Below are 25,495 nucleotides of genomic sequence, written 5' to 3' on the forward strand. Positions count from 1 at the left end.
TATTTTGAGTAGAAATAATCTTTGAAGGCTCTATGTCTTCACGATTTAAATTTAATTTTTGATTATTAGAGTCAAACATCTTATCAAATTATAAACGATATGTTTTTAAAACAAATTTAATTGGGCTTCCTAACAATAAATTAATAAAGTAAGAATTAAAAAGTAATTTTATATAAATCCCTTTCATATCGATACACATGAGGATAAGTTCAAAAATAATTATAAATGAATATATTTTTTTTGGTTATTTTATTCATTTTAAAAATATTTTATCCAAATTTAAATTTTCTTTGAACTTATATATGTGGAGGGAACTAATGAAAAAAATAAAATTAAAATTCTTGTTAATTATTGGAATCCTAATTGCAAGTATAGTTACAATACTTTCATTTTGTGTTATAAACCAAACAAATTTATTTTTAAACAATCAAATTAACAAAAAAAATATTGATTCTCCAAATTTTCTTCAAAAAATTGAAACTGAATCAGTTAAAAAACTAAATAATAAAGAGTACATAGGTTATACATTAAATAGTGATCCAGTTTTAGCATCTCAAAATGTTTCTATAGAAAACAATAACATAATCTATGATCCATTTCGATTATTATCTTTAAAAAAACAAACAAATGCAGTGGCGTCCAAAGTTAATATAGATGTTATAAATGATTTTTGAAATAAATGTAATTTAATATTAGATGATATTAATAGCTATGCTGTTATTGAAGGTTTTACTCCATTTTTAGAAGCTAGTTCTAATTTAGAATTTTCTGATAAACACCGCCACTTTGGTGATGTACATTGTTTTATCTATTCATACACAGCAAATTCTATGTATGGAACTTCTGGAGAATCTGAACAAATAAAAGAAAGTGTTAATGATATTTATCAAAATCAAATGGGTTATTCATATGATAAATTTTGTATACATGCAATGACCTATAAATGTTCTGATATTCCTATTACTGTAGAATTCCCTGCAGGTTACAAACAATCAGAAATGTTTATTCCATATGATGCTACAGACCCAAATGAAAAAGGTGAATTTACTTTTAAAGTTGGAAGTGCTGGTAGCAATTGAGATAGTAATTCCAATACAATTATATTAGGCCCAAAAGAGAGTCAAGGTTTCCGAGCAGGTTTTATAGTTCATGCTAAATATTTACCTAAAATATCAATTGATCCACAAACTTTTAAATTAAATAATGAAATCTACAATATTAGTGTTTCTAAACCTTATGATATTAGATATAGTTATTTATCTGTTAAAAATAAAAATAGTTGAAATACATTAAAAGATTATGCTGACTTTTTGTCTTATAGAGAAAACAAAATTAATGAAATTAAAAATCTAATAAATGACCCTAAATACTTTCCATATATTAATCAATGCATTAATAGTCAAAGCAATTTAGCAAGTAATCAAATAATGGAACAATCTAATTTAGTTAGTAATGTTTATAAAATTAAACAATACAAATATTTAGTTCCAGATCAAATTCAAAATACCTATGTAAATTATAATGTAACTAATAATAGTATTAAAAATATTAGATATTATTCCAATATAAATAATTTTATCGCAGATCAAATTATTTTAGACCCCGAATCTGGTGTTAAAAATAGAAATAAAAATAATATTTCAGTTTACAATGAAACAGATTATGAAAATTTAGCTCTTCGTTTTAAATTTGATGATGACTTTTTAAATCTACTAAATTTAATTGATGAATATAACAATTTATTACTCACAGTTAAGAAGAAATTAAATAATTTAACTGACAATGAAATCAAGTTATTTTTATATCCATTATGAAATTTTGAATATGATATTAAATCATTTGAAAATCTTGATAAATTAATTAATGAATTACAAAATAATTCATGAAAAGTTGATAATACTATTATTCCAAAAATGAAGGAAATTTTTCAAGAAAATTACATTATTAATGATGATAACCTTTATTTTTTTCATGATTTACCTGAACTATTTAAAGAAATTTATGAGCAATTAAAAATTGAAGCACTTGTTTCACAAGCAGATCAAGAACCAACAAAAATTTCTATTTTTGAAAATAAATCTTTTAATTCAATTAATTTTAATAATGAAATATTGTTACAAAATAAAAATTTAACTAGTCAAAACATTGCCAAACTAAAAATAAGTGACTTAATGTTAAAAAACAAAATATTCACATCTGAAAACACTGAGTCTATTGAACTTAGTAAAATATCTAGAAAATACCCAATATGCAATAGCATAAATGTAGGATCCAATTTTATTGAATATAACATCAAATATCGTAAAAATTTTCAACAAATTAACCCTATAAATGATATTAACACTAAATTTAAAATTAATTTAAATATAGACAAACAAGGTTTTTTAGCTTCAGATTATATAGACAATAGTGCTAACTTAGATGATAAATTCTTTTATATTGAAAGGACTATAAAAGATAACCTATGTGGCGCAACTAGCACAGTTAATTTTCAAAAAAATAATATTCAAATATTGAGTGGTACATCAACAGAAATAAGTGATTTAAACAAAATAATTAATACTTATGGAATTGATTTAAAACCTAATGATTTTACAGGTACATTTTATGTTTTAGTGAGCATTAATAATTCAAATGATTTAATTAATTTTGGAAATGAAAATTTTCCAGAAATCATTCCAAATAATATGTGATTTATTAATCAAAGTATAATTGATCCTTCTATTAGGACATATTTATTTAAATTAGAAGCTGCTAAAAAATTAATATCATTAGATGATATAGATTTCAAAATAGAAAATAAAAAATTGTGTATGAGAATTAAAAATGATCAAATACAAGAAACAATTAATTTAAATTTCCAAAAAGATGATTTAAATAATCTTTTATTAAACCAAGTGATATTTTTTTCTTTATCTCCATCAATTGCTATCAATGATATTAATGATTCACAAAAATACAATAATTTAATTGAACGCTTAGAAAATGCGCTAACTAATTTAAATTTTGTTGTATTTAAACAAAACATAAATATTAATTTTTACACAAATGAAATAAACTTTCAAATATCTTCTTATACAGATTTAAAAATAGATATTATTGAAACTAACTTAAATAAAATTGAATTAAATTATTCTACTAATGATAATTATGAAAATAAATATTCTATAAGTTATCAAATTATTGAAAATAATAATAGTTTATTATTGTCTTTAAATACAAGTACACACATTACTGAATCTGCATATAAAATTTACATCATGCCTTTCGAGAATGAAATAATAAATTTTTTAATCAATAGCATTAATAAAAATGAAATTTTAGTGTCTAAAAATTTGGAAATTACTAATTTAAAAATTAACTTTTTAGATCTAAGCAATGAAATGGAAGTTAAAGCAAAAAGTAAAACATCTTCTTCAAATTTAAATGATTCAGTTCCTATAATATTAGGAATTACAATTCCAATTATTTTAGCTTGCCTAATTTTAATTCCATTATCCTTTTGGTTGTATAAAAAAAGGAAAATAAAACTAAAAAAAATTAGATAAAAATAAAAGGTCCTTCTATCCTTATAAGAATAGAAGGACTATTTATATTAACATCTTTAGATCTTATTAGATCTTCAGATAACTATACACCATTTCTTAAAAGTAAAAGATAAACTTTATTAATACTTTGGTGATACAGAAGCACAAATTTACGTATAGTTTAAGTAAGAGAAAAACTTAAAAAATAAAATTTAGGGTGCTGTTAAGGTAAGTAATGTATTTAGTAGAGAGAAAAAAAGAGGAAGATAAAGTTAATTATCTAGGAGAATGGTTTTCAAATTGAATCCACATTTAAGCAAAACAATGATTCTTTTTTTAATTTAGAGAAATTTAACTTCAAGAATTTTATGGACAAGTTGAGCAACATGAAATTCGAAAAGAAGACTCATTCCCAGGTGGTACCATATACACTTTGATACCACCCAATCTTATTGTAACACAAAACAAAATTAATATGATTTAAGTTGCTTATAATCCACACTTTCATTGAATTCCACAATTTGTACATGTGTTACATCCACCCATGTCAGTTATAATTCCTTCTTTGCACTCGGGGCAATTGTTGCCAAGCTCAATGCCTATATTGCGATCTTGTCTGTCATTGGGAATGTTACTAAGACTACTTTTAGGTAAAGAATCCACAATGGTTGGATCTTTAGAAACAATGTTTTGTGCTTCTTTTGAGTCAACAATTAAATCTGTATCAATTTTTAGTTGTAATTGTTCTAGTTTATTTTCATCATTATTAGTTAAAGATAAAACTTGAGTGTCTCTACTTCCATCTACATAAACTGTTCCACCTTTAGCTTTGCCATCATATAACATTTCATAAATTTTTTCTACTTCACGGACACTGTATCCCTTTGGGGCATTTACAGTTTTGGAAATAGATGAATCAATTCATTTTTGAATAACAATTTGAGTATTTGCATGTTCTTCTGGAGTAAGTTGCATTGCAGAAACAAAAATGTCAGGTAAATTATTTTCATTTCACACATTTTCGCCATTTACATCTTTTTTGTTGTTGTATTTCAATCATTCAGTCACAATTTTTTGTTTTACTTTTGTAAATTGACCTAATCTGCCAGATCGATAATATTCAAAAGCAAAGTAAGGTTCTAATCCTGTTGATACACCAACCATTGTTCCTGTAGAACCGGTCGGAGCAATAGTAAGTAAATGAGAATTTCTAATTCCATAATTTTCAATTTTTTGAGCAATATCACTTGGCAATTGTTTTACAAAAGGTAGATTAGCAAATGTTTTAAATAGTTTAGGTTTTAAAAATGGAAATGGTTTCTTTTCATATGCTAAATCAACAGATGCTCGATATGCTGTTTCAGCAATAATATACATAACATGATCAATAAAAGTATTGCCATCTTCAGAACCATAACGCTTATTTGCTCAAATCAACATATCGTGGAGACCCATAATTCCTAAACCTACACGTCTCTCGCCTAATGCCTGTTTCTCATTTTCTTCTAAGAAATATGGTGTTGCATCAATAATGTTATCTTGCATTCTTACAGCAATTCTAACTGATTCTATTAATTCTTGACGTTTCAATTCTTTAGTTTTTTTATCAATGAAATTAGCTAAATTAATGGCTGATAAATTACAAACTGAATAAGCAGCTAATGGTTGTTCTCCACAAGGATTAGTACAAACAATTCTTTGTCCATATGATTGAGCATTTGTCATTTTTTGGGCAGTGCCCATAAAAAAGACACCTGGTTCAGCTGAATATGTAGCACAAAAATTAATTAAATCCCAAAGATCTATTGCTTCAATTTCATAATAAACTTTTACTGGGAAACCTAAGTCTTGCCATTTTTGAACATCTGTTATTTCATGTCAATGCTCATCATAGTATTCTTTTTCTTTTTTTGTCATAGCAGCAATATCAGGGTAACGTAATAACCATTTTTGTTTGTTTTTTACTGCTAGCATAAATTCATCAGAAATAGCAACAGAAATATTAGCCCCTGTTAAAAACTGACTATTTACTATTTCTCATCTACCACCCTCATTAAATAGTTTTAATGCATTTTCATAGGTTTGAATCGAAACAGAACTTCTATTATCAATAATTATTTGTTGTGCTTCTTTTTCAAAATCAGTTAAAGGTATAAATTTTAACTTTTGTTTTGCAACATCAGCAATTAATGGATCTTTCATATTTTCTAAAATCCATTTTAAAATATTTGCATTTTGCATTTTAGATATTATGAATTCAACAATATCTGGATGTCAATCATTCAACATAATCATTTGTGCACCACGACGTGAACCGCCTTGTTCAACTAAATGAGTTAATTGACTAAGATCATTTAATCAGGATACTGCACCTGATGATTGGCCTCCTACACTTAATGCAGGAGTGTTTTTTGGTCTTAAAGAAGAACCATTAGTCCCAACTCCTCCGCCACGACTCATTATTTCCATAACTTTTTCACGATGTTTGGCTATCCCTGATCTAGAATCTTGAGGATTAGGCATAACAAAACAATTGAAATAAGTTACCTTTGATGGATTGCCAGCGCCAAATAAAACTCTACCTGCTGGAACAAAATTCATTGATGAAATTTGTTTATAAAATTTTTCTTCATATTCTTCACGTTTGGAACGTTTATTTTCAACACTTGCTAAATTTTTAGCAACTCTTCTGGCAATTTGTTCATAAAATAATTCTAAAGGCTTAGAAATTTGATTTTTTCTACGAATAATTATTCCTTTTATGGTTTTTTCATTTTTTTCAAAATCTGGTATTTTGCCAACTTCTTGTTCTTCTAGTTGAAGTTTAATTAAATCCCCATTAATTTCTAAAACCCTACCAATACCTCTAGCAGAAAAAATAGGGTCTTCTTTTATTACTGCAATAACAATATCATTAGGTTTTAAAGTAACTAATAAATCATCTTTTTGTGAGTATCTATCTAACATCACTAAGCGAGAAATTCCATCTAGTGTTTTTTCATAATCCAACTTTATAGGAAAAACATGGTCAAATTTCTTTATATCTTCATTTAAACTGTTTATTTGATCTAAAGAATATACGTGATCCATGTTTATATTCCTTCTGGTTGAATAACTAAGGCATTTAATTTAGTAAGTATTATGTGGTAATTAAGTATACATAATAATAGATATTTTTTATTTTTATTTAAAAAATATTTAAAAGTTAATAAAATTTAGAAATAACAACAAAATTGTCTCTTTATTATGTTATTTTCAAAATATCTATTTTAAGTAGTTTAAACTACAAATTAAAAATAAACTACTTTATATAATTTGTCAATTAGTAAAATGTTATTCTTAATTTCAACTATTTTTTAAAAGTTTTGCTACAAGTTATTTGCAATAGTAGATTCAATGTTATTCACTTCTATGTTATTTAATGAATAAGAATAGTTTGAAACATCTTTTTGCTCTAGACTTTCTAGTTCATTAAGTGGTTTTTTAATGTCAAAATCTTCAATTTTTCTTTTCAAATATTTTGAATGTCCTTTTATTACATTGCTTTTATTTTCTATTGTATCTAAATTTTTTTTAATTGTATCAATAGCACCAGTAATCTCATCACATCTGGCATTAATATATTCATTTTTTTCAATCAAATTTGATTTAAGTGTTTCAAAAATGTTATCAATTTCATGTCTTGATTTATTTTGCAACTGGTAATTATTAAGTTTTTCTCTAATATCACGATTTGATAAAACAGCCAAACGGTATAAACCTAAAAATGCAATTAACATTTGAGGACGAATAATATAAATATTTTCATAGTAATCTGCTTTATCAATATGAATTGTTTTTTCTCGTTCTAATTCAGTAACTAGCACAGCTGTATCAGCATTCAATTTTTTTCGATCATTTTCTACGTCTTTTAAATGATCCTTATTTTTTTTCTTATTAATACTTGTATTTGCTTCAGTTTTCATTTCTAAAATGCAATGACCTAATGTCATTCTATTCATATCTTCTTCTGATAAGTTTTTTAAATCTGAGGTTTTACAATTAAAAACTCTAAAAGAAAAATCTGGATATGAACTACCTTTTGTTGTTTTATCATAAATTGTATCTTCTGATCATTGGAAATATTTTCTATATTCATTCTCACTTCATTTTTCTAAGTCTTCACCTAATTGTTTTACATTAAGCAAATCACGAGTATGAGCTTTTTCTTTAGCATCTTCTAATTGTAAGTCTAGTGATTTTATTTTATTCTGCAAATCTTGGTTAGTGGATTTTAATTCTTCTATAATATGTTTATCTGAATAGACTTGTTTCATTAATTCATCTTTGTCAGTATTTAACTTTGCTTTCTCATCTTCTAATTTAGAAATATATTCTGTTTTTCCTGCAATAGTTTCTTTTGATATAGCGTTATCTAAGTGTAAAGTTTTATTTTCTTCTTGAAACTTATCACACTGAATTTTTAATTCATTACATTTATTACATTGGTTATTGTAAGAATTTAAATTAATACTTTTCTTTTTACGATATTGAAATATTCACACTACAATAATTGAAATACCAATAATAACTACTAATACTACTAATGCAATTAAAATATATAAGGTTGTATCTTGCATAATGTTTCTCCTACACTTGCAATTAAAATTATCTTATCAAAACATCTTTTATGCTAAATTAATTATAGTGTCATTTATTGACATATTGTGGAATTATTCCACTCTTGGAATAAAAAAAGTGCACTACCTAATACTTTGAATATAGGTGATGCACTTTGAATTTTCTTTAAAGAATAAAATTTTTAATTAAAAATTATTTTCAATCGCTTTTTAATCTAACTTCAAAGTTTAAGTTAGAATTGTTATTTTTAGATTTTTTAGTTAAAACTAGTTTTGTGCTAGTGCTAGAACTATCTTTTGTAAAACCAGAATCAAAATAACTTGAATCACTTTCTTTACGTAAAATGTACAAGTCATCAATGTTTGTACTACTTAGATTTTCGCCAGTTACTATAATAGTAATTGTGTCAACATTTACTTTAGTTTCAGTTTTTTCAATTTTAGCTTTAAGACCAGATTGGATCTTAATAGTTGCTTTGTCTTCTATACCATTAATGCTTAGACTAATTTCAGTTCCATTTGTTTTTATAGATTCTAAGAATGCTTGGTCTTTAATTTTTAAGTTTATGTATGTAGATTTAATACTAATATCAAATTTTTCAGAAATATCATTTCCTTCTTTAGTTTTTACTTTAATATCACTAAGTTTAACTAAACCAATACCATAAACTTGTACTGAAATTTCTTTTCCTCATTCAACTGTGTTTTGTTTAGTTGGGAATGAAGGATGTAAATCAAAACTAACTTTGCTATCACCAATTGAAACTTCATATGTTCCCATTTTTAATGCTTCATTAGTATCAATTAAATTTTTTCATTTACCATTTTCATCAGAGGGTAATGCAGTATCACCTATTTTGCTCTCAAAACTAAATGTTTTGTTTTCATCTTTCTTAGTAACTTTAACATCTGTATCTTTAACATTTTTTAAATTTTTACCAAATAATCCTAGAGATGTGCTATTACCATTAACAACAAGTTCAACTCTAGTTAATACAGGTTTTTGTTCATTTGAATGATCTTTGTCACAATTACCATGATCATTGTGATGATCGTGCTTATAATCATCTGTTGTTGATATTAAAGAATCATTTGAAGTACTTGAAACATTATTGCTTACACTATCTTGAAGAACATTAATGTTGTTACTAATATTTTTGTTAGTTAATAACACAGTAGGAGCAACTATTGAAGTAACTACTAACGGGGTAGCAATTGCTAATGCAATTAATGTTTTTTTATATCTTTTTTGCATAATTTCCTCTCTTAAACTAAAAAATTAACAACAACTAAATTTACTAAAAGTAGATAAAAAATAAACTAAGCAAATAGTTTATTTTAAACTTATCATAAAGTTGTTGGAGGTAATACTCTACCAAAAAAAAAAAAAAACAAATTTTATCAATTTGGTCATAAAGTATCTTTTTAAATTGCTCCAATTTTATATAGCATTAGATTAAAAATTATCAGATTTTAAAAAGCAAAAAACCTTTTTTATAAGGTAAATATTTTGATTTTATAGTGACATTATTTAAAGTTATATTAATAATTAATACAACCATTATTTATTTAATTTATGCTTTTAATTTGCTAAATACATCATAAAATTTAGTTAATTGTTTAATGAAATCTTTTAATACAACATTAACCCTTAAATATAAAGTTTCATCATATCTAAAATTTGCAAAGATTACAGTATTATTGATTTTAATGTTAATTTAAAATTAGTAGATTTTGATTACCAATTTGAATCAACAAATTTATAAGTAAATAATTTAAGAATTTTTAAAGTTACAATTTCTTGTAATTTAATACATGCTATAAGAGTAAATTGAATAAATCAATATTTAACAAAATACCTTTACAATCGCATTGATGTTCATTATTTTTATAATCAAACTATTTATGATTATAATGGCAAAATTTTTCTTTGCTAATTATGGGTATAGTATTAATTTACATAATAATTGAAATTATGAAATTAATAAAATAATCACAATAAACATTCATTTAAAATTAATTTGTTTTTACTATTAGCTCAATAACTTCTATAATAAATTTAGTAAATTCAAGAAAAAATATATTGATAATTATCATATTAAAAATAAACTTTTATTAACAAATGGTTTTATTTTTTGACTTATTGAAATGTTGTTTCTTTATTTAAAAGAAACTACAAAAAGTCATTACAAAGCATAATTAATTATTTAAAATATCAAAGTTATTTTACTTGTTTTTATAAATAATAAAACAATATAATTTGCTATAAAAATAATTTAAACATACTTAATTAATAAACATTATATAGGGTTTTATATGATTAAATTAGATGGCATAAAATTAGCTAAACAATTCCAAAAAGAACTTATTCCTTTTTTGCAAAATAAAAAAATACGTTTAGACATTATTCAAATAGGTAATGATTATGCTAGTTCTATATATGTGCAAAAAAAAATAAAAATATGTAAAGAATTAAATATTAAAACAAAATTTTGAAAATTACCTGAATCTATAACAAGTAATGATTTGATATCTATCATTGAAAAATTAAATAAAAATAATAAAGTAAATGGTATTTTATTGCAATTGCCCATACCTAAAAATCTTAATGTAGATTTAATTTTAAAAAAAATTAATCCTTTAAAAGATGTTGATGTTTTTAATAAAAAAACTTTGACTTTAAAAAATTCTAATAGAAAAAGTCCTTTGCCTTGTCTTGTGGGAGCGATTGATGCTTTTAGAAAAAAATATAAAATACCTTTTAGAAATAAAACAATTGTTGTTTTAGGAAAAGGTAAAACAGGTGGGTCACCAATAATCAATTGATATAAAAATAAATATAAAATTATAGCTTTGGATAAAAACAATAAAAATATTAATAAATATGTTGCAAAGGCAGATATATTGATATCTGCAATAGGAAAAACAAATGTAATAGATTCTAGTTTAATAAAAGAAGGAGCGGCTTTTTTTGATATAGGAATTAATAGATCAAACAATAACTTGTCTAAAAAAATATCTGGTGATATCAATTATGAAGAAGCACAACTAAATGCTAAATGAGGTACCCCTGTGCCTGGAGGAATAGGACCTTTAACGATTATTATGCTTATTAAAAATTTAATACTTTTATCAAATATTCAAGATGAACAAAAAATTAACAATTGTTTATAACCCTTATGTAAATAAATTAAAAAATAATGAACAATTTATATTAATTAATAAAGCTGCAAAGCTTTTAAATATTAAACTTTTTAACATTCCAAGTAATAATATTTTTAGTTTAATTAGTTCTAAAAACATAAAATTACCAACAAAAAAAATATTATTTTTAGATAAAAATATTGCTTTAGCTAAATTATTAGAAAATTATGGTTATCTTCTTTACAATAATTCAGATGCAATAAATGTATGTGACAATAAAGCTTTAACACATGTGCATTTAATGAATGAAGGTATTGCTCAACCAAAAACATTAATTGGACCTCTAACTTTTAATTTAAACACATCAAAGCAAAATTATTTATCATTTTTAAAAATAATTAAAAAATCATTTAAATTTCCTCTTATTGTAAAAGAAGTGTATGGGTCTTTTGGTAAGCAAGTTTATTTGATTAATAATATTGAAGAATTTGATACAAAATTTAATAAATTAATGAATAAGCAAATAATAATTCAAGAATTTATAAATTATAATCCTGGCACAAGTATTAGAGTTTTAATAATAAACAAAAAAATTGTCGGTATTTTAAAACAAACTAACACTTTAGATTTTCGCTCTAATTTATCTCAAAATGCAACAGGAACAATAATTACTAATATATCAAATGATCATAAAAAAATGCTTAATTTGATAATTAACAAATTAAATTTGTTTTATGCTGGAATTGATTTTTTATATGATAAAAATAAAAATTGAATTTTTTGTGAAGCAAATACTAATGCTCAATTAAGTAATATTTCTAAAATTTACAATATAAATTTTGGAAAAACTTTATTGAATGAAATAATAAATGATAAAAAATATGGAATGTAAAAGAAACAAACATAATTTAAAAATAGCACTTGTGTATACAAAAAATGATTATGATAATAATAATTTTTTTGCAGATCAAATCATTTATGAATTAACTAAATGAAATGTTTTATGTGATCTAATATTAATTGATAACAATAATAAGATTGATTTAACTAAATATGAAGTAATAATTAATCGTTCTAGATCAATTGATTTTTTAATTAATAAAAAAAAAGATTCAATTGTTTTGAATAATCCTACATTTACAGATATGGCTAATAATAAATTTAAAACATATTTATGATGTAAATTAAATAAAATAAATGTTTTAGATACCAAACTTTTTAATAAAAAAAATAATTTAACTTACCCTTTTGTAATTAAAGAAATAAAAGGCCATGGAGGCAAAGAAGTTTATAAAATAAATGATATTAATGATTTAAATAAAATAAATTTAATAAATAAAGAATTTATCATTCAAGATTTTTTTAAACAAGGAAATGTTGATATTCGAGTCTATGTAATGTTTAAGAAAATTTTATTTGTTGCAAAAAGAATGGCAACAAATTTAAATGAGTTTAGAAGTAATTTTTCTATAAACAAAAATGCTAGTAAATTTAGACTCAATTTCTTACAAAAAAAATATGTTAAAAAAATAATAAATAAATTGCCATTGGGTTTCTATGGTTTAGATTTTTTTATTAATGACAAAAAAAAATTAATTTTAAATGAAATTGAAGATGTAGTTGGTTCTAGAATGATATACCACCTTAAACCTAAAATAAATGTTCCAAAAATATTTGTGGCTTCCATATTAAAAAATTTAAAAAAATGTAAATCTTGAAATGATAAAAGATTTTGAAATGACATTATAAAATTTTAATAAATGTTAAAAAATAACTTTGTCATTTAAGTGTTTTTTTTGAATTAAATTGTTTATCTAATTAAGATTTTGAACAATCATCCAGATTTTTAGTTTTAATTTTTTGTTTAAAATCAGTTGTCTCAGGTTTTACAGGTCTATTTGGTACACTATGATGATGTCTACATCTTGCTGTATAAGATTCTTGATTTCCTATCAAAATTAATGGAGATTCATATGGTGCTGGATTTCCATTAATTAATCTTTGTGTTCTAGAAGCTTCTGCACCACATTCAGTACATATAGCTGTTAATTTAGTTACTTTTTCAGCAATTGTTAATAATGCAGGAATAGATCCGAATGGTTCTCCTCTAAAATCTCGATCTAATCCAGCAACTAAAACATTGATACCATTATCAGCAAAAGTTTGAACTATTTCAATAATTTCATCACCAAAAAATTGAACTTCATCAATTGCCACCAAATCTGGTCTTTGTGTATCTACATGTTTATACATATCATAAGGATCATGAATAGTAATTGCTGCAATATGCCTGCCATCTCTAGATCTAACATCTTTATTTCTTGAGTCAACATCTGGTTTAAACACAAGGCATTTAATATTTGCAAATGATCATCGGTTTACCCTTCTTATCAATTCTTCAGATTTGCCAGCAAACATTGGCCCACAAATAACTTCAATTCAACCAGATTGATTTATAAATGCATTTTTTTTAGCCATCTTGCCCTCATTAATTTAAACATTAAATCTAAAGTTACAAACATCCCCATCGTTCATAACATAATCTTTTCCTTCTAAATGAACTTTCCCGGCTTCTTTTGCTTTAACTTCAGACTTATATTTAAGTAAATCAGCCACAGAAATAATTTCAGCTTTAATAAATCCTTTTTCAAAGTCAGAATGAATTAATCCAGCACACTGTGGAGCTTTATATCCTTTTAAAAATGTTCATGCTCTTGTCTCTTTTTTTCCAAATGTAAAATATGTGCATTGATTTAAAATTTTGTATGATTCTTGAATAATTTTATCTAATCCTGATCCGTGCTTAAAACCCAATGCGTCTAACATTTCTTTTTTATCTATTTCATTTAATTCTGATAACTCTGATTCTATTTTTGCACTAATAGGAATAATAATATTATTAGAATTATGTTCTAATAAATATTTTTTTAAATTAGAAAAATAAGTGCAATTATCTGGGTTTTTAATATATTCTTCTGAAATATTTGCTACATAAATAATTGGTTTAGTAGTTAATAAATTATAAGATTTTGCATACTCAGAAATTTCTTTATTATTTTGAATTGCTTCACTAGCAAAAGTATTTTTGCTTAAAGTGTCTTGAATTAATTTACAAAATTCTAATTCATTAATTGCACTCTTGTCTCCTGATTGTGCTTTTTTGGATATTCTTGCAATTCTATTTTCAATCAATTCTAAGTCGGAAATAATTAATTCTGTGTTTATAGCATTTAAATCATTAATTGGATTAATTTCATTACTAACATGAGTTATATTAGAATTATCAAAACAACGAATTACATGACAAATGCAATCGACATCTCTAATATTAGATAAAAATTTATTTCCAAGACCTTCACCTTTAGATGCTCCCTTAACAAGGCCAGCAATATCAACAAACTTAAAAGTAGCAAAAACTGTCTTTTCTGATTGTATTAAGTTAGCTAATTGAATTAATCTTTCATCTTTAACTTCAACAATACCTACATTTGGTTCAATGGTAGCAAAGGGATAGTTATTGGCTACCACTTTTAAATTAGTTATAGCATTAAACAATGTAGATTTCCCCACATTAGGCAATCCAACAATTCCAGCAGATAACATAAAAATTATGCTTTCCCTATAGAACCAAAAAGTTTAAACTTAGAAATACACATTTCTTTAATTGCATCAAATCCTGGTTTTAAAAGCTTTCTTGGGTCATAACCCTTTTTATCATAATTTAAGTCTTTGTTATCTAAAATATATTTCCTAGTTGCTTCAGCAAATGCTAATTGACACTCTGTGTTAACATTAATTTTACTAATACCCAAAGAAATAGCTTGTTTTATTTGATCTTCTGGAATTCCTGAACCACCATGAAGAACTAAAGGAGTATTAGTTATAGTATGAATTGTTTCTAAACAATTAAAATTTAATCCTTCTCAATTTTTTGGATAAAGTCCATGAATATTGCCAAAACCAGCAGCAAGCATAGTCACATTGCCCAAATCTACCAATTGTTTGCATTCACTTGGGTCAGCTAATTCTCCTCGACCAATAACTCCATCCTCTTCGCCACCAATAGTTCCTGTTTCCAATTCAACTGATGCTGAAAATGATTTAGCATATTCTAAAATCTTTTTAGATTTTTCTAAATTATCAATAAATGGCAAATGTGAACCATCAAACATTACAGAACTAAAACCAGCATCTAATGCTTTAAAAGCACCTTCATATGTACCATGATCTAAATGCAGAACAACTGGAATATCAATCTTCATAAATTTCATTAAATTATTAAGCATTGAACTTACAGTGCAATAACCACCCATGTACTTAGCAGCACCTTCTGAAACACCTAAAATAACAGGTGTTCTTGTTTCTTGTGCAGCTTCTAGAACTGCTTTAGTTCATTCTAAATTATTAATATTTATATGTGCAATTGCATAACTATTCTTATGGGCGTCTCTTATAATTCCATTAGCATTTTGAAACTTATTTTGTGAATTTAAACTCATACCATTGACTCCCACGTGTTTTTATAAAATTTAGCAAAAACTATAAATCATCATTTTCATTATCATCAATAATTTCTGTCTCACTATCTAGTAAGTTTTGAACATAAGAAGTATCTGAAACATTATCTTCATTGCTCATATTTACAGTTGGTTAATCTTCATTTTCATTTTTTTCAGGAATAAAATTTTCATAACCTTCTTCATAATATTCCTTGCCACCAAACATTGATTGAGATATTTTATCTAATTCACCATATTTAATGGTTTCTCTTAAACGTCATTTACGATCACCAACATGAATAAATCTAGCATCTTGTAGCAATTCTATATAAAAATTACCTACAATTTTAGATTCTTCATCTTTTGAAATTTTGGCATTTTTAATAATTTCTTTTCATAAGGCATTAAAGTCAAATGATTTATTTTTAAACTGAGATTGTGCAATTGCATAAGCTTTATCAATTAAGCTAGTCATTAGTAACACCTAGATTTTGAAATAGAAACGTATCATATTACTTGTATTATAGTTTACTTTTTAAAAAAATCCTCATGAATTAAAATGCCATAAATGTATTTATTGCTTTGCAAAAACAATTCATTGCCATTTTTAATAATTTGGCTTTCTTTAGAAATAGGATTTGTTTTTTTAGTAATTTCATCATAAATTAAAATTTCAGACAATTTTTTATTTTTTGAATAAAAATTTTTTTTAGGTGGTTCATATTTTGTAACAAAATATTCATGTTCTTTTTGTTTTTGAAATTTTTTATAATAAAAATTGCATTTGTTTTGATCATCAAATAATAGCATTATGTACTGATTTTTATTAAAATATGATTCTAAAATTTTGTGCAAAATTGCATCGTTATTATTTAAATATGTATTTAGTAAAAAATTATTAAAAGTACTATCACTTATTCAAATATATTCACTTAAATTTATTTCAGATGTAGGTAATTCATTAAAAAAAACTTTAATCAAGTTTTTAATATAATTATTCCCTTGTCAGTCAAACTTATTTTTTAAATCTAAGTGCTTAATTCTTTTAAAAGCAAATCAAAGCGCAGCAACTGATAGTGATGTTTTTTCATTTAAATAAACTGTTTGATACATATGATATCTTCCAATTAAAAAGTTTTCAATAACTGGAATAGCTTTTTTCATAAAAGTTATCTGTTTATTTTTTTGATCAAAATGAATTCAGTGTGTCAATGCATTTACATCAACATATCCGTAATTTGCCCCTGTGTAATATGAGTCTCTAAGTAAATAGTCTAAACGATCAACATCTAATTCCGAAGAAATAAGTTGTGACATTCATAAAGGAAATTGTTTGTTAGCATGTTTTGGCGAAATTAATGATGCAACCATCTCAGGGTCAATTTTATTTTTCTTTAAAATATGATAAATATTCCCTTTTGGATTTGTTATTAATTTTGTAGATAAATCTTCATGTTCAAATAAAAATTTGCCACTTTTATCTAATGAAGTAACAAAATAATCTTCAAATGCATGTGAGTGTGGCGCATGACCAATGTCATGTAATAAAGACGCACATAATAATGTTAATTTTTCACATTTACTAATATTTTTAAAACTAGCATTAGATAAAATACGTCGCATAACCTCATATGCTCCTAAACAATGAGCGGCTCTAGTATGAGTTGCGCCAGGAAAAATATTAACAGATAAGCCTAATTGCTTTATATCTTGCAATCTTTTAAATTCTTGTGTGCTTAAAAGGTTATACATCCAAGCTGTATCTTCATCAAAATTAATTTCATTATGAATAGGGTCTTTTAAAAACTGTAATTTGGAAAAAGGTTTAAAACTAAAAATCTTAGCATCATTAAATTTTTTCATAAATTAATTTAAGTTAGAAATACATTCTTGAATAATTTTTAACACATTACTCTTATCATAAATGCTAATTATGATAGCTAGTTCAGGTCCATGTTCATTACCTGTCATCAACAATCTAATTGGCATGAACAAATCTTTCCCACTAATATTTTGTTCAATACCTGTTTCTTTGATAGCTTGCTTGATATTTATTTCATTCCATTCTAAAATATTTGAAAATTTATCAAGCAAAGTAATAAATAAACTTTTATTTTTTTCAGAATTAATAATTAAATTTTTTGCATTTTCATTAAGACCTTGCCATGAAAAATCACTTAAAAAATTCATTTTAATTAATTCATTTATTTCTGAAGCAAAATGCAAATTTTTTTTAAAAAATAATGCCAATTTATCTTCTTTATTAAAAAGGAGAGGATTATCAATTTTTATGAATGGTAAAATAAATTTTGAATAAATTTCATTGTCCATTTTTTTAAAATATTCATTAGAAATTCAATTAAGTTTTTTGATATCAAAAAAAGCTGGTGCTAAACTAATTCTATCAATTGAAAATTTTTTAATTAAATCATTCATAGAAAGAATTTCATTATTGTCTGGATCAGATCACCCCAAAAGTGCAATAAAATTTACCAAAGCATTTGATAAATATCCTTTATGCATAAAACCTTCAATAAATTGTTCTATATCTAAATTTCGCTTAGATAATTTTTTACCAGATTCATCAATAATTATTGATAAATGACCATAATTAAATGCATCATCAAAACCAAGTGCTTCTTTAATTGCAATCTGGTATGGAGTATTAGAAATGTGTTCTTCTCCTCGTAAAATGTGAGTTATATTCATATCATGGTCATCAATGACAACTGCAAAATTGTATGTAGCTATTTGATTAGATTTTAAAATAACAGGATCGGTCATTGAAGATGCAGGAACAACCATTTCACCTCTAATTAAATCAATTCACCTATATTCATTTTCTTGATTTATATGCAAACGGATTGCATATGGAATGTTTTGGTTCAATTTACTTTGAATTTCACTTTCTGATAATTTGTAACATTTCCTTGAATACTTGGGAGTTTCTCTAGATAATGTTGCCATTTCTCTTGCTTTTGTCAATTCATCTGCAGTACAAAAACAACGATATGCTAATTTTTTGTTCAATAATTCATAAGCATATTTTTTATAAACATCAAATTTCATGCTTTGAATATAAGGACCATGTTTTGTGGGCGATTCAATTGATTCATCTGCAAAAATGTTTAATCACTTTAAACATGAAAATTGTGATTCAATTCCGCCTTCAACATTTCTTTCAACATCAGTATCTTCTATACGAACAATAAATTCTCCACTATTATGTTTTGCATACAAATAGTTAAACAAAGCAGTTCTTGCGCCACCAATATGAAATTTTCCTGTTGGCGATGGCGCATATCTAGTTCTAACTTTACTCATATTTGCTCCTCTTATTGTTATGCAGAACAACAAATGAACTGCCTGAACCTGACATAATTACATTGTTGTGTTTTTTCAACAAATTTTTATATATCCTCACTAAATCAGGATACAAAAGAAATGCTGCAGGCATTAAATCATTTTGATAACCAAAATTATTAAATTTTTCTAAATCTTTATATTTTTGGAAAACAAGATCAGTTTTGCATATTAACTTATTAATTATAATACTATGGTCAATATTAGGTAAATTAATTGGATAAATAGAATCACCAAAATTAGTAACTAATGCTGATGAATAATTGGACAAAAAGAATGGAATATCTGATCCTAATTCAATTGCAATTTTTAAAAAAGGTATTTGTTTATTTTTTGGAATATTATATTTTTTATACAAAAAATTTAAAATGCATGCAGCATTACTAGATCCACCTCCAAGACCTGAACCTATTGGTATATTTTTTATAACCACAAACTTAAAATTAGTAACTTTTAAGTTGTAAAATTTTTCAAATAAAAATATTGCTTTATTAATAATACTATTTTCAATTTTAATTTTTTTATTGTCAGAGTCTTGGTAAATAATTTCAATATTTTTATTTTTAATTTTATAAACATTTATTTGATCAAAAAATTTTTTAGACAAAACAAAAATACTAAAAAGCTTATGTTTTTTATAGCATTCAGAATAATCTAAAATTTTTAAGATTAAATTAAATTTACAATAGGAATTTATTATTTCTTGCATAACATACATTGAGTTAAAAATGCAAATTGTTGAATATCTAACTCTTGAGGTCTAACATTTAAACTTAAATTAAGTTCTTTAAATGATAATTGAATTAAACTAATTGGGAAATAATTTTTTAAATTATTAAATAAAGTTTTTCTTCTTTGATTAAAACATTTGAATAAAAAATTTTTAAATTCAATTTTCTCAAATTGGTTTTTTAAATTTTCATTTTTTTTTAAAACTAAAATACAAGATTTTACTTTAGGTTGTGGAAAAAAAGCAACTGGTTCTACAATAAAGAAGTTTTTTACATCTAAATAGTACTGGGCATAAACACTGAATGCATTATAATTCTTAGAATTTATTTTAGCACTTATTCTTTGCCCCATTTCTAGTTGCAACATAAAAATTGCATATTTAAATTTATCAGTTTCAATAAATTTAGAAATTAATGGTGTAGAAATAGAATAAGGAAGATTACCAATCAAGCAAACATTTCCAGGTAAAATTATTTCATTTCAATTTATTTTTAAAGCATCACTACAAATAAGTTGAGAATTACTTAAAATATTTTTAGTAATTAAATAATCAACCAACCTTTTGTCTATTTCTATTGCTTTGTATTCTTTTTTTACAATTTTTTTCATAGTTTCAGTCATTGCACCTAATCCTGGCCCTATTTCTAATATACTGTCTGGTCCAAAACTTGCAATTAATTTTTTAATTTTGATAATAATATTTTGGTCAATTAAAAAATTTTGCCCCATTTTTTTAGAAGCAATAAATTCATTCTTTTGAAAAAAATTTAAAATTTCTTTTTTACTAGTCACTGTTCAATATTTTGTCCAATTTAGAAGAGTTATGTATCTTTTTACGACGATTTAAAATAATTATATGAGTTAAATAAGATTGCAATATTGTAAAGATAGAATTAAAGAACCAATATAACCCAACACCGGCGGCTGAAATTGCAGTAATAAATGCTAAAAATACAGAAAATATTAATTGCATTTTTTTATTTCTATTTAATTGCTCATTGCCTTTTTGACTTTGAGCTTTTGAATTTCTATTTCTTCTACTTGCTCAATATTGTGGTAATTTTTGTGAAACAAATTGCATAGGAATAACAATTAACAAAAAGAAAATATAAGTTCACCCACCGTTGTTAAAATTACTAAAAATCTCTGATATTGGAGTTTTAGATAAATCCCAAATTGTAAATAAAATCGTTGCTTTTATTGGTCTAACAGAGGATACTATTCTAAAGACTATTAAAAAAATTGGTAAAGTTACAAATAGTTGAACAAACATTGCTGAAGATTTAATTTTATTTTTCTTGTACAACTGCATTATTTCCAGTTGCTTATTTCTTCTAGATTGCGGATCTTTATTATTCTTATATTTAGCATTAATTTCTGCAACTTTGCCTTGAATCTCTGTCATTCTTTCAGTTGCAAAAGTTGAATTTAATGTTATTGACATAGTTATAATACGAATAATTAAAAGCAATATAACTATTGATAATATGGTATTAAAACCCAACTCAACTCCAAAACCCAAAGGAGTTCTAGTTGCATACATTAATGGTAAAACAATCTGGGCTGCAGGTCAAACAAACCAAGCATAGAAAGGACCATATGCCATAGTAAAATTTGAGAAAGTGAAATAAGGTGAATTATTGCTAGCTTGAAGATCATATCTAAAATCTCCAGTTGTGCCATAATTATATCCAATTTCTAAACCCATTCCTAATTGGGTATTAGTACCAACTCATGGTTCAGCAAAACCTTGAGTACATCCTCATAAACCAATTACAGTTAAAAATAAAAAAATACATATTTTTAAAAATTTAAAAAATATATCCCATACTTTTTTTAAATTTTTTTTAGTTTTATTTTCATTTACTACACTTGCAGATCAAAATGGATTGAATGTTAAAGTATCTGCTGGCATTTATATTTTTTCCTTAAGTTAATTTAAGATCTTATTCTTTGTGAAAAACTCTAGTTTTTTAATCAAATACAAAAAATCAGAATAATTTTTTTGATAACTATCATTCAAATATGTTTTATTTACAATAATCAAAATATCTAAAGATACATTAGGTTTTATTTGGTCACAAAAAGATCTTAATTGTCTTTTTATCTTGTTTCTATCAACTGCTAATTTAAATTTATTTTTTGAAGCATTTATTGACACACGAAAAAAATTAAAAGAATTTTTTTGAAAATAAATCAAATATTTTTTTGAGTACACCTTATTGCTTTTGATTATTGACTCAAAAACTTTCCTATCGGAAAGACGATGTTTTTTGTTCACAACTAACTTATATTAGTAACTAGTTTTCATCTGAAACTGTTAATTTATATCTTCCTTTTTTTCGTCTGTTAGATAAAATTTTGCGGCCTGAAGAAGTGGACATTCTTTCTCGAAATCCATGCACTTTTGCCCTTTTGCGTTTATTGGGTTGATATGTTCTTTTCATAAAATCTCAAATTTGTGCACACTAGCAATGGTTTATAAGTTTACAATATTATATTATAACCTATATCAAAATAATATACCAAATTAAGTAATATAAGTGTAGCACTAACTATAATTATTTTACAGCTATATTCTCAAGAAAAGATTTTAAGGTTAAATCATTTTTTATTATTTTTTCGATGCTTTCAATAGATGTTTTTACTGTTGAATGATCTCTATTAAAAAAACGTCCTATTTCACTTAAAGACATATGTAAATTTTTATAAAAAACATACATACAAATTTTTCTAACATTTGTATGATCTGCTTTTCTAGAAATTGATAAAACATCGTCTTTTTTTATGTTGTAGTTCCTACAAATTTTTTCTAATAAAATTTGTGGATCTTTATTTAATTCTTTGTTAATGATATTGTATTCAGACTCTAATATTTCATCTATTTGTTTGTTATCAATAACTGATATGTTTTTATATTTTGTCACCACAAAAAAAATAATTCTATTTATTATTCCTTCAAGTCTTCTAATATCATAGTTAAATAAATTAACTATTTTAGTTACTGCTTGATCTGTTAATCTAAATGAAACATTTAGTTCTTTAAGTTTTAAATGTAATATTTCAATAATCGTTTTTATTTCTGGTTTTTTAATGCATATTGTTAAACCTGAAGCAAATCTAGAAATCATTCTTGGTTCAAAATCATAAAGTTGATCAGGAGTTTTATCTGATGTAATAAGAATTATTTTTTCTTTGTTAACCAAATAATTAAATATGTTAAAAAATATTTCATTTGTTTTATCTCTTTTTGTTAAAAATTGAATATCTTCCATAACCAAAAGATCTGCTTCTTTAAAATGTTGTTTAAGATCTTCTATTTTTTTGCTATTCAAAAACTCAATAACCTTTCTAGTAAAATCATCACTAGATAAATAAATAATTTTGGAATTAGGAAAATTATTAAGGTAATCATTACATAGTGCATTTGCAAGATGAGTTTTCCCTAAACCTGTTTCTCCATATATAAATAATGGACTACATTTATAAGGAGCATTAATTGATAACATTTTTACAGCATTGTATGCTGAACTATTAGAATCATCAACTACAAAATTATAAAATGTCATATTTTTTTTAAAATCTAAAAAATAATTGTTTTTATCAAAAAAATTTTTTAATTGATTTTTTTCTATAAACAAATTTATTTCTTTTTCTTCTAAAAATTTTACATTTATGTTTTTCCCAAAAACACTACTTGCAATTTCATTAAATTTATCTAGATAATTTTCAAACAAAGTGTTTCTAACAAAATCTGAATTTACAGTTACAAATAAATTTTCTCCATCAAAAAAACTAACACTTAGCTTTTTTATATGTAATTCAAAAAAGTTTGAATTTTCAATTAATGGTTCAATTTTTTTAAGTACTTTTATTCATTCTTCATTTAAATAATCATTTGAAGGCATAATTTTAATACATTACATCTCTTGAATAGATTTATCTAAAATAATAGTAATAAGTCTAGATAATTTTATATTTTTCTTTTTTGCAAATTTTTTTACTTTATTCATAACTCTATCATTTGAATAAAAATGAAAACCTTTGTTTAAAGGTTCTACTACCGGAATTTCAAAATTAGTTTTTAACGAAGTTTCTTTTGATATTCCACTTTCTTGCAAAAATGAATCATCCTTTTTTTTAACTTCAAGACTTAGATTTAAGTTGTCATTATTTTTGTTATCCGATTCTGGATTATTTTTTACATAATGTGTTTTGTTTCCAATGTTTTTTTCCAAATCATTGTTTGTAGGTTTTGGGGGTAAAGAAGAATCAATGTAACCTTTTTTTAAATTATTAACATTTAAAGGTTTATTTTCTTTTTTTATAAAATTAGTATTTTCTGAAGAATCATCTGATAGGTCTACAAAGTTTCTTTTTTTCTTAGATTTATTATCCACAAGCAACCTCATTTAGATATATTTTAGTTATTAAGTTTATTTAATATTTCTTTTGCAACTGCTAGATATTCATCTTGATATTTATTTTTTTGACTAAGCAATATTATAGGTAATCTTTCATAACCAACAGCTGATGCAGATTTGGTTGTATAAGAAATGTATTGCTTTGTAACATTTACATCCTTATTTTTAAGTTTATTTTGCACAAGTGATAAAACATCATTATGAAGTCTAGTTCTTGTAGAAAATTTTGTAGGAACAACAATTGCAGATAACTTAGGATTTTTTTTTCTAAATTTCTCCATTGTTTCAACAATTCTCATTAATCCTAGCATAGAATATTGGTCTGGTTCAAATGGTATAACAATTAATTTTGAGACACTCATAGCAACAGAAACTATAGTTGACATTGCTGGGGGCGTATCAACTAAAACATAATCATATTTTTTTTCTAATTCCATTAATACTTCTTTTATATCTGATGCTTTATAATCTCCATTTGCAACATCCAAATCTACAAAACTTAACTCATGGTTGCAAGGCAAAATATCCAAACCTATACATTGAGTATTGATGATAGAATCATCAACTGAGATTTCTTTTTTTAAAACGTTTATTATAGTATTAGTTAATCGCTCTGGGTGTTGCCCGAAAGTAGCTGAAACATTTCCTTGTCCATCTAAATCAACAATAATTACTCGTGAATTGGCTTTTATTTTTAAAAAAGCTCCAGCAATATTTGTAGACAATGTGGTTTTGAGAACGCCACCTTTATTGTTTACAAAAGATATAATCATAAAACATTTACCTTTGTGTTAAATAATAGAAATTTTGTTTCCAAGTTAAAATATAAACTTGTAATATTGTTTTGATATTATACTATGTCTTTTTATAAAAAAGTTCAATTAAATTGATTACATTAAAGTAATATTAAAACAATATTGTAATCATATTATGTAAGTATTTTAATTGAAATTATATAAACAAATACTATCTGCATAAAACCGTTCTTAATTTCAAGAATAAATATAATGATAATATTAAAACAATATTATAGTGATATTGTGTAAGTATTATAGTTACATTAGATAAACAAATAGTATCTGTAATAAAATCATTTTTTAATTTTAAGAATAACTGAAAGTTTCTAATAAAAATATTAAAACAATATTGTAGTAATATTATGTGAGTATTGTAAATACTTAAATAAG

21 protein-coding genes are annotated in these 25,495 nt (G+C 24.3%); 4 read left to right on the forward strand and 17 right to left on the reverse strand.

What is annotated here, in order from left to right:
* Window positions 1–317: 317 nt before the first annotated feature.
* Complete coding sequence (locus T383_RS0101785; protein ID WP_033159959.1) at window positions 318–3,548, forward strand: hypothetical protein; 3,231 nt, start codon at window positions 318–320, stop codon at window positions 3,546–3,548.
* Between the two features lie 468 nt (window positions 3,549–4,016).
* Here T383_RS0101785 and T383_RS0101790 read toward each other — a convergent pair whose 3' ends face one another.
* The 3 genes from T383_RS0101790 to T383_RS0101800 form a co-directional block, all read right to left on the reverse strand.
* Complete coding sequence (locus tag T383_RS0101790) at window positions 4,017–6,617, reverse strand: vitamin B12-dependent ribonucleotide reductase (protein ID WP_033159960.1); 2,601 nt, start codon at window positions 6,615–6,617, stop codon at window positions 4,017–4,019.
* Between the two features lie 278 nt (window positions 6,618–6,895).
* Complete coding sequence (locus tag T383_RS0101795; protein WP_033159961.1) at window positions 6,896–8,146, reverse strand: DUF2130 domain-containing protein; 1,251 nt, start codon at window positions 8,144–8,146, stop codon at window positions 6,896–6,898.
* 193 nt (window positions 8,147–8,339) lie between these two features.
* Entirely contained in the window at window positions 8,340–9,401 is a 1,062-nt protein-coding gene (locus T383_RS0101800; protein WP_033159962.1) for a hypothetical protein, read from the reverse strand.
* Between the two features lie 1,061 nt (window positions 9,402–10,462).
* Between T383_RS0101800 and T383_RS0101805 the strand changes: the two genes are divergently transcribed.
* From T383_RS0101805 to T383_RS0101815, 3 genes are read left to right on the forward strand one after another with little or no spacing between them, the layout of a single operon-like run.
* Window positions 10,463–11,320 (forward strand): bifunctional 5,10-methylenetetrahydrofolate dehydrogenase/5,10-methenyltetrahydrofolate cyclohydrolase, encoded by an 858-nt coding sequence (locus T383_RS0101805; protein ID WP_033159963.1) that lies wholly within the window; start codon window positions 10,463–10,465, stop codon window positions 11,318–11,320.
* On the forward strand, window positions 11,292–12,182 hold the full coding sequence (locus T383_RS0101810; RefSeq protein ID WP_052664000.1) for a RimK family alpha-L-glutamate ligase: 891 nt from the start codon (window positions 11,292–11,294) through the stop codon (window positions 12,180–12,182). The genes T383_RS0101805 and T383_RS0101810 overlap by 29 nt, the downstream gene beginning before the upstream one ends.
* Window positions 12,172–13,047, forward strand: coding sequence for an ATP-grasp domain-containing protein (locus tag T383_RS0101815; protein ID WP_169735590.1), 876 nt, complete (start codon window positions 12,172–12,174; stop codon window positions 13,045–13,047). Before T383_RS0101810 ends, T383_RS0101815 begins: the two co-directional genes overlap by 11 nt.
* Before the next feature lie 61 nt (window positions 13,048–13,108).
* Here T383_RS0101815 and T383_RS0101820 read toward each other — a convergent pair whose 3' ends face one another.
* The 14 genes from T383_RS0101820 to T383_RS0101880 all read right to left on the reverse strand — a co-directional run bounded on the left by T383_RS0101820 (window position 13,109) and on the right by T383_RS0101880 (window position 25,081).
* On the reverse strand, window positions 13,109–13,768 hold the full coding sequence (locus tag T383_RS0101820; RefSeq protein ID WP_033159965.1) for a thymidine kinase: 660 nt from the start codon (window positions 13,766–13,768) through the stop codon (window positions 13,109–13,111).
* Window positions 13,769–13,783: 15 nt separating this feature from the next.
* On the reverse strand, window positions 13,784–14,893 hold the full coding sequence (ychF, locus tag T383_RS0101825; protein ID WP_033159966.1) for a redox-regulated ATPase YchF: 1,110 nt from the start codon (window positions 14,891–14,893) through the stop codon (window positions 13,784–13,786).
* 5 nt (window positions 14,894–14,898) lie between these two features.
* On the reverse strand, window positions 14,899–15,789 hold the full coding sequence (fba, locus tag T383_RS0101830; RefSeq protein ID WP_033159967.1) for a class II fructose-1,6-bisphosphate aldolase: 891 nt from the start codon (window positions 15,787–15,789) through the stop codon (window positions 14,899–14,901).
* Between the two features lie 151 nt (window positions 15,790–15,940).
* On the reverse strand, window positions 15,941–16,264 hold the full coding sequence (gene rpoE, locus T383_RS03635) for a DNA-directed RNA polymerase subunit delta (protein ID WP_052664002.1): 324 nt from the start codon (window positions 16,262–16,264) through the stop codon (window positions 15,941–15,943).
* A gap of 53 nt (window positions 16,265–16,317) precedes the next feature.
* Window positions 16,318–17,652, reverse strand: a complete 1,335-nt coding sequence (locus tag T383_RS0101840) for an HD domain-containing protein (protein ID WP_052664004.1) — start codon at window positions 17,650–17,652, stop codon at window positions 16,318–16,320.
* Window positions 17,653–17,655: 3 nt separating this feature from the next.
* Window positions 17,656–19,113, reverse strand: coding sequence for a glutamate--tRNA ligase (gltX, locus tag T383_RS0101845; RefSeq protein WP_033159968.1), 1,458 nt, complete (start codon window positions 19,111–19,113; stop codon window positions 17,656–17,658).
* Window positions 19,106–19,759 (reverse strand): GHMP family kinase ATP-binding protein, encoded by a 654-nt coding sequence (locus tag T383_RS0101850; protein ID WP_169735591.1) that lies wholly within the window; start codon window positions 19,757–19,759, stop codon window positions 19,106–19,108. Before T383_RS0101850 ends, gltX begins: the two co-directional genes overlap by 8 nt.
* Before the next feature lie 89 nt (window positions 19,760–19,848).
* Window positions 19,849–20,676: a 16S rRNA (adenine(1518)-N(6)/adenine(1519)-N(6))-dimethyltransferase RsmA gene (gene rsmA / locus T383_RS0101855; protein ID WP_052664005.1), complete on the reverse strand. Its 828-nt coding sequence runs from the start codon at window positions 20,674–20,676 to the stop codon at window positions 19,849–19,851.
* The gene (yidC, locus tag T383_RS0101860; protein ID WP_033159970.1) at window positions 20,669–21,799 is read right to left on the reverse strand and encodes a membrane protein insertase YidC; all 1,131 of its coding nucleotides are present in this window, start codon (window positions 21,797–21,799) and stop codon (window positions 20,669–20,671) included. Before yidC ends, rsmA begins: the two co-directional genes overlap by 8 nt.
* A gap of 18 nt (window positions 21,800–21,817) precedes the next feature.
* Window positions 21,818–22,165: a ribonuclease P protein component gene (rnpA, locus tag T383_RS0101865; protein ID WP_156940243.1), complete on the reverse strand. Its 348-nt coding sequence runs from the start codon at window positions 22,163–22,165 to the stop codon at window positions 21,818–21,820.
* A gap of 19 nt (window positions 22,166–22,184) precedes the next feature.
* Complete coding sequence (gene rpmH, locus T383_RS03845; RefSeq protein WP_084269051.1) at window positions 22,185–22,331, reverse strand: 50S ribosomal protein L34; 147 nt, start codon at window positions 22,329–22,331, stop codon at window positions 22,185–22,187.
* Window positions 22,332–22,445: 114 nt separating this feature from the next.
* Window positions 22,446–23,792, reverse strand: a complete 1,347-nt coding sequence (gene dnaA / locus T383_RS0101870; protein WP_052664007.1) for a chromosomal replication initiator protein DnaA — start codon at window positions 23,790–23,792, stop codon at window positions 22,446–22,448.
* Window positions 23,793–23,804: 12 nt separating this feature from the next.
* Window positions 23,805–24,284, reverse strand: coding sequence for a hypothetical protein (locus T383_RS03755; RefSeq protein ID WP_052664008.1), 480 nt, complete (start codon window positions 24,282–24,284; stop codon window positions 23,805–23,807).
* A gap of 23 nt (window positions 24,285–24,307) precedes the next feature.
* Complete coding sequence (locus tag T383_RS0101880) at window positions 24,308–25,081, reverse strand: ParA family protein (RefSeq protein ID WP_033159972.1); 774 nt, start codon at window positions 25,079–25,081, stop codon at window positions 24,308–24,310.
* Between the last annotated feature and the right edge of the window lie 414 nt (window positions 25,082–25,495).

Source organism: Mycoplasmoides alvi ATCC 29626 (assembly GCF_000701785.1).
Lineage (GTDB): Bacteria > Bacillota_I > Bacilli_A > Mycoplasmatales > Mycoplasmoidaceae > Mycoplasmoides > Mycoplasmoides alvi.